General features: G+C 68.6%; 4 protein-coding genes. 2 read left to right on the top strand and 2 right to left on the bottom strand.

The genetic code is table 11. The features are described from left to right. Positions 1-178: 178 nt before the first annotated feature. Together ACFWFI_RS36575 and ACFWFI_RS36570 are read right to left on the bottom strand one after the other, a co-directional pair. Complete coding sequence (locus tag ACFWFI_RS36575; protein ID WP_387398980.1) at positions 179-1,855, bottom strand: DNA/RNA non-specific endonuclease; 1,677 nt, start codon at positions 1,853-1,855, stop codon at positions 179-181. 1,001 nt (positions 1,856-2,856) lie between these two features. Continuing rightward, positions 2,857-6,225 (bottom strand): ALF repeat-containing protein, encoded by a 3,369-nt coding sequence (locus ACFWFI_RS36570; RefSeq protein WP_387398978.1) that lies wholly within the window; start codon positions 6,223-6,225, stop codon positions 2,857-2,859. 510 nt (positions 6,226-6,735) lie between these two features. Here ACFWFI_RS36570 and ACFWFI_RS36565 point away from each other — a divergent pair. Both ACFWFI_RS36565 and ACFWFI_RS36560 read left to right on the top strand, forming a co-directional pair. Continuing rightward, on the top strand, positions 6,736-7,278 hold the full coding sequence (locus ACFWFI_RS36565; protein ID WP_387398976.1) for a hypothetical protein: 543 nt from the start codon (positions 6,736-6,738) through the stop codon (positions 7,276-7,278). A gap of 618 nt (positions 7,279-7,896) precedes the next feature. After that, positions 7,897-9,747, top strand: coding sequence for an FG-GAP-like repeat-containing protein (locus tag ACFWFI_RS36560; RefSeq protein WP_387398974.1), 1,851 nt, complete (start codon positions 7,897-7,899; stop codon positions 9,745-9,747). Positions 9,748-9,865 lie beyond the last annotated feature (118 nt).

Below are 9,865 nucleotides of genomic sequence, written 5' to 3'. Positions count from 1 at the left end.
CCACAGGAGAGGCCCGCCGACGGAGCTGTCGTGCACGGTCGGCGCCCCCGGCCGCGGGTGCAGCCGGGTGGCCGTCCGCGCCAGCGGGGCCAGTTGAGGGAAGAGCGCGGTCACGTCGACCGGCCGCGGCGGGGTGGTGAAACTCATGCTGGCTCCCGTGGGCGCGAACTGGGTGGGATCAGTTGCCGAGGTTGAGCGACCCGGTGTTCCCCAGGGTGTTGGTGACGTAGACGTTGGGGAACAGGACCTCGGTTGTCCCGTTCGCCCGTTCGACATTGGCGCTCATTGTGACGCCCACCGGGATGGTGCTGTTCGCGTCCTTGTAGACGGGCGTCACCTGGTAGAAGACCGCGTCGTTCGCTCCGAGGCTGGAGTTGGGGTCCTTGATCATCTTCTGCGCTTCGGTTTCGTAGGTCCGCATGCTGGGCGTGCCCGTGTTCATGCCGGACTGCCAGCAGGGGACGAGGTTGAACCGAGTGACCTCACTCGTGCCCTTCCCACCGAGGATCCTCGCGATGAGGTGGCACCGGGCCAGCGAGGAATCAGGCGAGTTCGCCTGCTTGAACGCCTGCGCGTCCTGCCAGCCGGTGATGTCGCCGGAGGTTCCGGTCCCCTCCGGGGTGTTCTTCCCCAGGCAGGCCTGCGCCTGGGTCGGCCGCTTCCCCGGCCCGTACGCCGGCTTGGTCTGGTTGACGAGCGGCACCGGCTCGGTGGTGTTCTTGAACCAGCCGCCGCCGTTGGGCAGCGCGCCGGCCGGCGGGGGATCGTTCAGGCAGCGGGCCTGCGGGCCGGTGTCCGGCGTCGAGATCGTCAGCTCGAACTGGTCGGCGTCGATCACCCGCTGGTCCTTGAAGCCGTCGGCGAGCTGCGTGCCGGCGAACTGCTTCTCGGCGGAAGTGACATGGGCCTGCACACAGGGTGAGGCGGGGTCCAGGACATGGCCGTCGTTCAGGATGTAGGTGTCCCATTCGCCGTTGCCGAGGTTGGGGATCACCTCGACGCACTGGGCGCCGGCGGCACCGCCCTCTTTCGCCTCGCCGAAGGGGAAGTCGCCGCAGGTGTCGGTGTCGACGAGTTCCGTCTGCGCCACGAAGCCGCTGCACGTGCTGGCGGTGCGGCCGGCCACGCCGCTCGTCGAGCGGGTCAGGGGGCTGCCCTTCTTGCCCCAGGCACCGTTGAGGTTCTTCTGGGCCCAGGCGTAGGCGGCGACGCCGCCGCCCGAGTCCGATGCCGTTGCGCTCATCGGCACGACGGGCATGACCGAGGGGACGGCACAGCCCGCCGCCGAGGTGCCCCCGACCGCGTCGTCGCAGCGGATCTTGCGGGGGTTGTCCCACGCCGCGTTCGGATCGACGGCCGTGGCGCCCGGCGAGGTCACGTACATCTTGTACGAGGTGGCGAACTCCGCGACTCCACCCGCGGCGGGGGCCGAGGAGTAGGAGACGATGCCACTGAGAGACTGCCCCATGACCAGGTCACCGCCGTACCACGGCGCGGTCCTCGTCGCCGTGCAGCCGGTCCCGCAGGAGGCGCGGAACTTGGCGTTGAGGGCTTTGACGTCACCCTGCGCCGAGGTCATCTTCACAGTGACCTGCTCGTCCCATGTCGTGCCGTTGGCGGGCAGCGACGCACCGGCCGAGACCTGCAGGGTGCCGCTCCCGATCTCCTTGCCCTGGCTGTCACGCAGGGTGTAAAGCACGTTCACCCCGGTCACGCAGTACGCGAAGCGCTCGTAGGTGTAGTTGCCGGGGCTGGTGATGTCACAACTGCCCGTGTCCGCAGCAGCAGCGAGGCTCTGCTGCCCTGTCGCTTCCTGCTTCGCAGTGCGCTTCGCGGGGGCGGGGCTTGTACTCACACACGCCTCGAAGGCGCCCGCCCGACGCTCTTTCGAACCCGCTGCCGTGGGCCGGCAGTTCTCCCCGGAGGTCACTGCGATGGGCTGGGTTTCGGTGCGGGTGGGACTGCCGGTCCGATCCGCCGGGTCGAGGCTGCCCACCTGACGGGGGGACGCCTCCGACGCCTGAACCGCCGGCGCCATCCCGGTGGTGGTGACGCCCAGGGCCAGGACAGCCACCAGCGGGACGACCGCGCGTCTATACCGGGCAAGGAAGGAGGACTGTCGCATTGTCGTACTTACCTTTCAGGCGTGACGTACTGAGTGGTGAGCAAAGGGCTGGATGGTCCTGGCCGAAGCCTCAGGACACGTGACTGCCGACTCGGCCGCCCGTCGTCCTGTTCACGGGACGCCGGGGGCCGTGTCCACGGATCGCCTCGGAGCAACTGTGCTTGTCGAGCGCTTCGTTGGTTCGCCCGCTGCGGCCGATCCCGGCGGCCGGTCCGCCGAGGACGCCTGGCCGTCAGGCACTGCGCGGGATCCGGTTCGCGCTACACGCCGGACCCAGTGGGCGACAAATGACCCTGAGGGGCCAGGCCGTGAGGCCATCACTCCTGGGCCGCGAGCAAGTGCGCCCGATCTGCGGCGACTCAGGGGATGAGAAGCGATGCCCCGGTAGAAACGGCAGCCGGTGAGGACAGCCGTTCGCGCGGTCGAGTTCCCATCCCCGGACGTTGATTCCGAGCGCCCGGAGCTGCGGGAGGCAACGCCCCCTCGGTGATCGGCTCCAGCCTCACACCGAGGGGTCGCGCTGCTGCCCCCGTACAGCCCCGGCGCACCTGGTTGCGCAGACCGCGAACACGGATTCCCCTGGGGTCACCGGGCCCGGAAGGCCGAACTCCCGACCGGCTGAGACCGGTTCCTCCCCCGGACGCCGACGCCGGCCCCTCGGCGCTCGCGCCTACGTCCGGAGCCCCCGCGTCCGCTGCACCATCGACGAACCTGGGGGTTTCCGGTCGCTATCAGAAGATCGACGCCAGCGCCTTGGTCACCGGAGACACCAGGTCCTCGCCAACCTCCGTGATCTTGTCGACCACGGGCTTGATGACCTTGCCGCCCAGCGCCTTGTCCGCCGCGCCGAGCCACTTGGACTGGCCGAAGGTGACCAGGCTCAGGCCGGTGCCGACGGCAGAGCCGATGAACTCGCTGCTGGAGAAGCCGTGCTCGATGCCGGTGAAGAGGGTACCGAGAGCGCCCGCGCCCAACGAGATCCCGGCCAGGACACCCGCGGCTGCGGCTGCCGGAGGGAAGACGAAGGCGGCGAGAGCGCAGCCCGCGGCCAGGAACCCTGCGCCGACGCTGATGGCGTTGAAGGCATCGGCGTAGAACTCGGCGTCGTTCCACCACTCGTCGGCGTCGCCGCCGGTGCCGTTGGGGTTGACCTGGTCGTTGATGCCCTTTCCGGCAGGGTCGGTGTTGGAATCCCGCTCCTTGCGCGCCTTTTCCGCGGCGGCCACGACTGCGGCCTTCCTCTCGGCTTCGCGCTTGGCCATTTCGATCTGCTTCGCCTGGCTGGCTGCGGCCGCCGCCGTCTTCGCGTCCTTCCCGGCGGCCAGCTCGGAGGCGCGGGCACTGGCGGCCGAAGCCTGGGCGCTGTACGACGACTTGAGGGCGGAGCGGGCGGAGTCCATCGCCTTGTTCGCCGAGTAGTTCGCCGAGCGGGCGGCGCCACGGGCGGTCGAGGCAGCCGCGCTCGCCTTGTTCGCGGATGCCTGGGCGGCTGCCGCGGACTTGTCGGCGGCGTCGGCGTTCTGCCGGGCCTGATCGGCGTAGTCCTCGGCCTTTGCTGCCGAGGCGATCGCCTTGTCCGCCCATTCCTTGGCCTTGTCGGCGGCGTTACGGGCCTCGGCGGCAACCTTCGACGCCAGCGCGGCGTTCTCCTGCGCCTTCTCGGCGATCTTCGCCGCTGCCGCGATGGATCCGCGGACCGCGGCGACATGCGTGGCGGTGTCGTGGTCGAGCTGCGCCGTCCGGAACTGCACCACGGTGACGAAGTTGCGGCGCATCCAGGTGGGGCCCTCCAGCGCCACCTCGGCGTACGCCCTGGTGTACGCCCCACCGGTGCCGAGGAGCGAGGACGTGAGTACCGCGTCGTCCTCACGTACGGCCCGGGGGTAATCCTCATCGAAGAAGCGGTTGAGCGATTCGGTGGTGTTCTCGTCGAGCGCCTTGTCGGCAGCGATCTTGACTGCCTTGCCGGGATTCCCGGAGATGATGACACCGATCGCCACTCGCAGGTCCTCGTCGGAGGCCCGCTTCATGCCACTGGTGAGGAAGTCGCCCACCGCCTTGGAGTCGGAGCTCTCCAGCGCGGCCTGGGCCGCCTCGGCCACCGCGGGACCGGCGATCGTCGCCACATGGAGTGCGGACTCCCTGTCGTCCTGGTTCTGCGCGAGGAACCGGTCGAAGTCGATCCAGGCGTGCACGTCGTTGTCGCTACCGGCGAGCGCGTACTGTGCGGCCTGTCTGGTCCAGGCACCCTTGGATTCGAGCGTGGCGATCGCCGCCTTACGGCCCAGGGTCCCGGCGGCGTCCAAGTCACCCGAGTACAGCGCCTGCTCGGCGTCGGTGATCAGGTCCTTGGTCGCCTGGGCGGTCTGCTGCGCCTGTGTGCGCTTGTCCTGATAGTCGACCAGTTGTTCCGCCTCGATCTGTGCCAGCAGCTGGGCTTCCTCAATGGCCTGGAGCTTGTCCTGCTGAAGGCGCTCCGCCTCGGCATCCCGTGCGTTCTGCTCCACCGTCAGGGCGTCCGATACGGCCTTCGTCGCGTCGTTCGCGGCCTTCACGGCTTCCCCCGCATGCGCGGTGGACTTGTTCGCGAAGTCGACGGCCTGGCCGGCGTACTTCACGGCCTCCTCGGCAGCGGCCGCCGCCTTCTCGGCATGGGTGGCGGCGGAGTTGGCAGCATCACGGGCTGTCTCGGCGGCACTGGCGGCAGCGTTGGCGAGAGCCTGGGCGGTGGAGGCGGCATTGGTGGCGCGGTTCGCGGCGCTGGACGCGATCGCCGCCTGGCGCTTGGCCTCGGCAGCCTCGGACTGGGCCGCCCCGGCCGCGTTCCCGGCCTGGGTCGCGGCAGCCGCAGCGGCCGCCGAGTTACGCGCGGCACCGGCCGCGGCGGCACCGGCCGCGGCAGACGCCTTTCCTGCGGCGGCGGCCTGATCGGCGGCCTTCGCCGCGGTACGTGCCTTGGCGGCGGCGTCACGGGCAGCGACTGCGGCGTTCTTGGCAATGCTCGCCTTGGAGGCGTCCTTGGATGCGCCGATCGCAGCGTGGTAGGCGCGAACCGCCGCATTGCCGGCGTTTGCTGCTGCCTGGGAGGCACCGGTGGCAGCCCAGGACGCGCGGCGGGACGCCGACACGGCAGCGTTCGAGGCGTTGATGGCGTTACGCGCGGCATCCGCCGCGCCTCTCGCCGCATCTGCCGCCTTGCGAGCCGCCGCCCCGGACCGCTGCACGTCCTCCTTGGCATCGGCCGCCTCCGACGCGGCCTTCAACGCTGCCCCCATCGCCTTCTCGGCGGCGGTCTTGGCGCGCTGCGAGGCCTCTACGGCCAGATCCGTCTGACGCTGGGCGCGCTTGCCCTCCTGCTCGACGACGGCGACCAGTTCCTGGATGGTCGTGGACTCCTGGTCACGGGCACGGGCTATGTGCTGGCCGGTCTCGATGAACCACTCCACGTCGGCCGCGGTGCCGCTGAGCGCACGGTCCGCATATTTCCTCACCTCCGGGCCGGCGCTCGTCAGCATCGTGGAGACCTCCGCCTGGGCATCCTCCAGCCGGGCGTTGTACTGAGTGTCGGTGAGGAAGTCCACCAGAGCCGTCTCGGTGGGGGCGTCCAGTGCGGCGGTCGCTTCCCGCCGGACCGCCCGGCCACCGGTGGCCGCCACCGTGGAGGTTGCCACGGTCAGGTCCTCCAAAACAGCGGCCTTGAAGCCGTCCTTGAGGAAGGCGGCTATGGCGGCATCGCCCTCGTCCAGGGCAGCGACCGCCTGGCGACGCAGTCCCTTGCCTGCGCGGTCGAGGCTGCTGACGATGGCGACGCGGTTGTCCTCGACGGTCAGCCTCGGCAGCGCATCACCCAGAAAGGCCTGAATCGCAATGTCGGTGCCGAACAGGGCCTGACCAGCGGCCGCCTTGACAGCTCTGCCACCCGTCAGCCGAGCCTTGACCACTTTCGCCCGTTCGGTGTCCGGCAGCGAGAAGGGGTCGACCGCCGTGCCCTCCGCTGCTGCGGCACGCATTGGAACGAGCGCTGTGGGAGCGACTGCGGCGGCGGTGACAGCCGTCAGTGCGCCGAGCACGCGGCGTCGGCTCCAGAACGTTGTTTGCATAGGAGAGTTTCCCTCGCGTGGATGGTGGGTGAGGAATGTCAGATTCCGGCCAGCAGTGGCCGATTTCAAAGATCCTTGGGAAGTCACCGAACAGCGGAGACCTTATCAACTGCCTTCTTGTTGAGCCCAGATGATTAATCCAAGGCCTGTCCCTTTTCGGGAAGTATCTTGACCGAACCGAAACCGCTTTCCGTACAACCATTTTGCGAGATGGCTGAAGTCGCGCCACGTGTGCCCCCATTGGCCCTTCTTTGGGTGGATCATACTGGTGGACCGCGCCCTGGATTCGTGCTGTCATGGCGGCGCTGACGTGACCTGGGGGGGGTGGCGCCGACTCATCCGGCGCGGTGACGAAGTCGCCCTTCAGGAGGCCGGTTTGAGCCGACGGTGGGTCCGATGCGCATTCGGGAAAATGGGACGGCAGGGCGAATTTCCGCGCGCCTCCACAACCGAGAGGACGCTTCGACCCCGATGGCCGAGCCCTTAACTGATGATGAACTGAGGGAAGACATGAAGGAATTCAAGAAGCCCACCGCGGTGCGCAGGCACATGACGGCACGCAATGCGGGAGTCGCTGCGGTTGCCGCCATGATCTGGCTGACGGCGGCACACGGGGGCAGTGCCGGTGCGTCGCCGCAGGCTTCGCCCAACACCGCGTCCGTCGCGGACGAGTTGCCGGGCTATGCCGTTGAGGATTTCAACTACCCGCAGGCCGACAAGATCCTGGCGGAGAGAAACATCGTCCTCAAGCGCGGGGACGGTCACATCACGCTGGCCGAATGTGTCACGGGCGCCGGTCTCCTGGAGATTCTCGCTCGCGAGAGGACGGACAAGGTCTGCTTCCAAGTGACTGGAAATTCCGGGTGGTTGACGTTGGAGCTCCCCGCGGTCCACGCCATCAGGGGCAACGACTACACGACCACGGTGGACATGACGGTCGGCACCGAGGAGAAGACGTTCGACGTCGCCAAGAACACCTGGACGTCGGTGGGTGAATCCGCGGACCCGGAGCGCCGCGACCACACGCTCGTGGAGATCAGGGTGTCCAAGTAACACCTGCGCCCGTCCCGTCGAGCGCTTTCCGAGCTCGGTCCGAGGCGTTGCGAAGGACGAGGACAGCCCTGACGTTTCGATGATCCGGTGGGTGCTGAAGCGGAGTTGCCGTACCCGGCGTCGGTGCTGTTCTGACGCCGCCTCCTTCCCCCGAAGCGGCTGCCCCGAAAGGGCACTCGCGCAAGGCGGTCGGCACCTTGGTACGCCTCGCCCGTCCAGCACATCACCCCGGCGGCAATGAAGGCGTCGAGGGTCCCGTGAAGCCTTGTACGGCGCTCCCGAATTGGACGCGCTGACGAATGCCTTCATCCGGATGGCATTTCCTCGCCCTGGTCAGCGGAAAGCGGACGGATTCCGATGTGAAACCCGCGGCGAGCTGAGCATGCGTACGTATCAGCGCACCCGCAGGTGGGCCAGGAACAGCGGGCCTGACGGTTTACCACAGGCGCCACCACCGCGTCCAGAATTCCCCCGCGGGCGAAGCAGGGCCGCGACCATGTGCCCGTATGGACGGGAGCCTCGAAGTAATACATGCCGGCGGGCACTACCGGTTCACGTGCGGTGCCACCTCCACCCTTCTCGACAGTCGAGTCTTCTCACAGGAAGTCGAAGAATTTCGTGAACATCAGACCTACCCGCCGGGCACGGGCCGTGGCGCTGCTGGCAGCCACGGCCGCATGCGGTGCACTCACCCTCACCACCCCGGCCCAGGCCGTCATCGGTGACGCCGTGGCCGACAACACCTACACCTTCACCGCGCAGATCCAGATCGGCGAAGGCGACACCAGCCGCGCCTGCACCGGCTCCCTCGTGGACGCCCAGTACGTCCTCACCGCCAGCAGCTGCTTCGCCGCCGCCGGACAGCCCGCCTTCCCGATACCCGCCGGCGCACCGGCCGAGAAGGCCACGGCGACCATCGGCCGTACGGACCTGACCAGCACCGCGGGCAAGGTCGTCGAGATCACCGAGCTGGTCCCCCGCGCGGACCGCGACCTGGTGATGGCCAAGCTCGCCACCCCGGTCACCGACATCGCCCCCGTCCTCCTCGCCACCACCCCGCCCACCGCGGGTGAGACGCTGCAGGCCGCGGGCTACGGCCGCACCGAGAACACCTGGGTGCCCGACCGTCTGCACGCCGGTGCGTTCACCGTGACGCAGGCCGATGCCACCACCGTCGCCATCACCCGGGACGGCGGAAGCATCTGCAAGGGCGACGCCGGCGGTCCCGCGCTGCGCGAGACCGGCGGCAAGGCCGAACTCGTCGCCGTCCACAGCGCGTCCTGGCAGGCCGGCTGCCTCGGCTCCGAGGAGACCCGCACCGGCGCCGTGGAGACCCGCCTCGACGACATCACCGAATGGGTGCAGCAGGTCCGCGCCCTGCCCGGTGAGTCCCAGGTCGCATCCGGCGACTTCAACGCCGACGGCAAGGAGGACATCGCCGCCTTCTACGACAACGGCACCTCCCCCGAGGGCAAGAACCGGTCCTCGCTGTTCGCCTTCTACAGCACCGGCACCGGCTTCGCCGCCCCCAAGAACGTATGGAGCACGCCCGGCGGCTTCACCTGGAGCAAGAGCAAGCTGACCTCGGGCGACTTCGACGGAGACGGCAAGGACGACGTCGCCGTCTTCTACGACACCGGATCCTCCGACACCGGCGCTGTCTCCTCGCTCTACACCTTCACCAGCACCGGCACCGGCTTCAAGGCCCCCCGCAAGACATGGACCACCACCGGCGGCTTCAACTGGGCTGTCAGCAAGGTGACCTCCGGCGACTACAACGGAGACGGCAAGGACGACGTCGCGGTCTTCTACGACAACGGATCCTCCGACACCGGCAGGGTCTCCTCGCTCTACACCTTCACCAGCAACGGCACCGACTTCGACAACCCCCGCAAGACATGGACCACCCCGGGCGGCTTCACCTGGTCCGCCGGCCAGGTCACCTCCGGTGACTACAACAAGGACGGCAAGGACGACGTCGCCGTCTTCTACAACGGAGGCAAGTCCGCCGACGGCAAGTTCATCTCCTCGCTCTACACCTTCACCAGCGACGGCACCGTCTTCAGCAACCCCCGCAAGTCCTGGACCAGCAGCGGATCCTTCAACTGGAGCGCCAGCAAGGTGACCTCCGGCGACTACAGCGGAGACGGCCGGGACGACATCGGCATCCTCTACAACCGGGGTACCACCGCCGAAGGCGTCCACCAGTCCACGCTCTTCACCCTCACCGGCGACGGCACCGACTTCGCCGCGCCCCGCGAGGTCTGGGCCAGCACCGGCTCCTTCAGCTGGGCCGTCAGCCAGCCCGTCGCCGGCGACTTCAACAAGGACGGCAAGGACGACATCGGCGTCCTCTACCGCTCCGGGACGACCGCCGACGGCCGGCGCGTCGACTCCCTGTTCTCCTTCACCAGTACGGGGACGGGCGTTCAGTCACCGGTCAAGCACTGGAGCGCCAGCATCGTCTGACGCCTCACCACACAGGTCAGCGTCCGTGCCACCACGAATCCCGGACACAGCTGCGACAGCCGGCCTCGTAGCGGAGCGCGGGCACCATCCGGTGCGCCGCCCCCGCCGAGGCCGGTAC

Origin of the sequence: Streptomyces sp. NPDC060209 (assembly GCF_042728155.1) — a bacterium.
In the GTDB taxonomy this organism is placed as follows: Bacteria; Actinomycetota; Actinomycetes; order Streptomycetales; family Streptomycetaceae; genus Streptomyces.
The sequence above is the reverse complement of the archived record's forward strand: the minus strand, read 5'-3'. Positions and strand labels throughout refer to the sequence as shown.

Coding starts and splice junctions, on each gene's coding strand:
- ACFWFI_RS36570 (WP_387398978.1), bottom strand. CDS start 6,225: ATGCAAACAACGTTCTGGAGCCGACGCCGCGTGCTCGGCGCACTGACG.
- ACFWFI_RS36565 (WP_387398976.1), top strand. CDS start 6,736: ATGAAGGAATTCAAGAAGCCCACCGCGGTGCGCAGGCACATGACGGCA.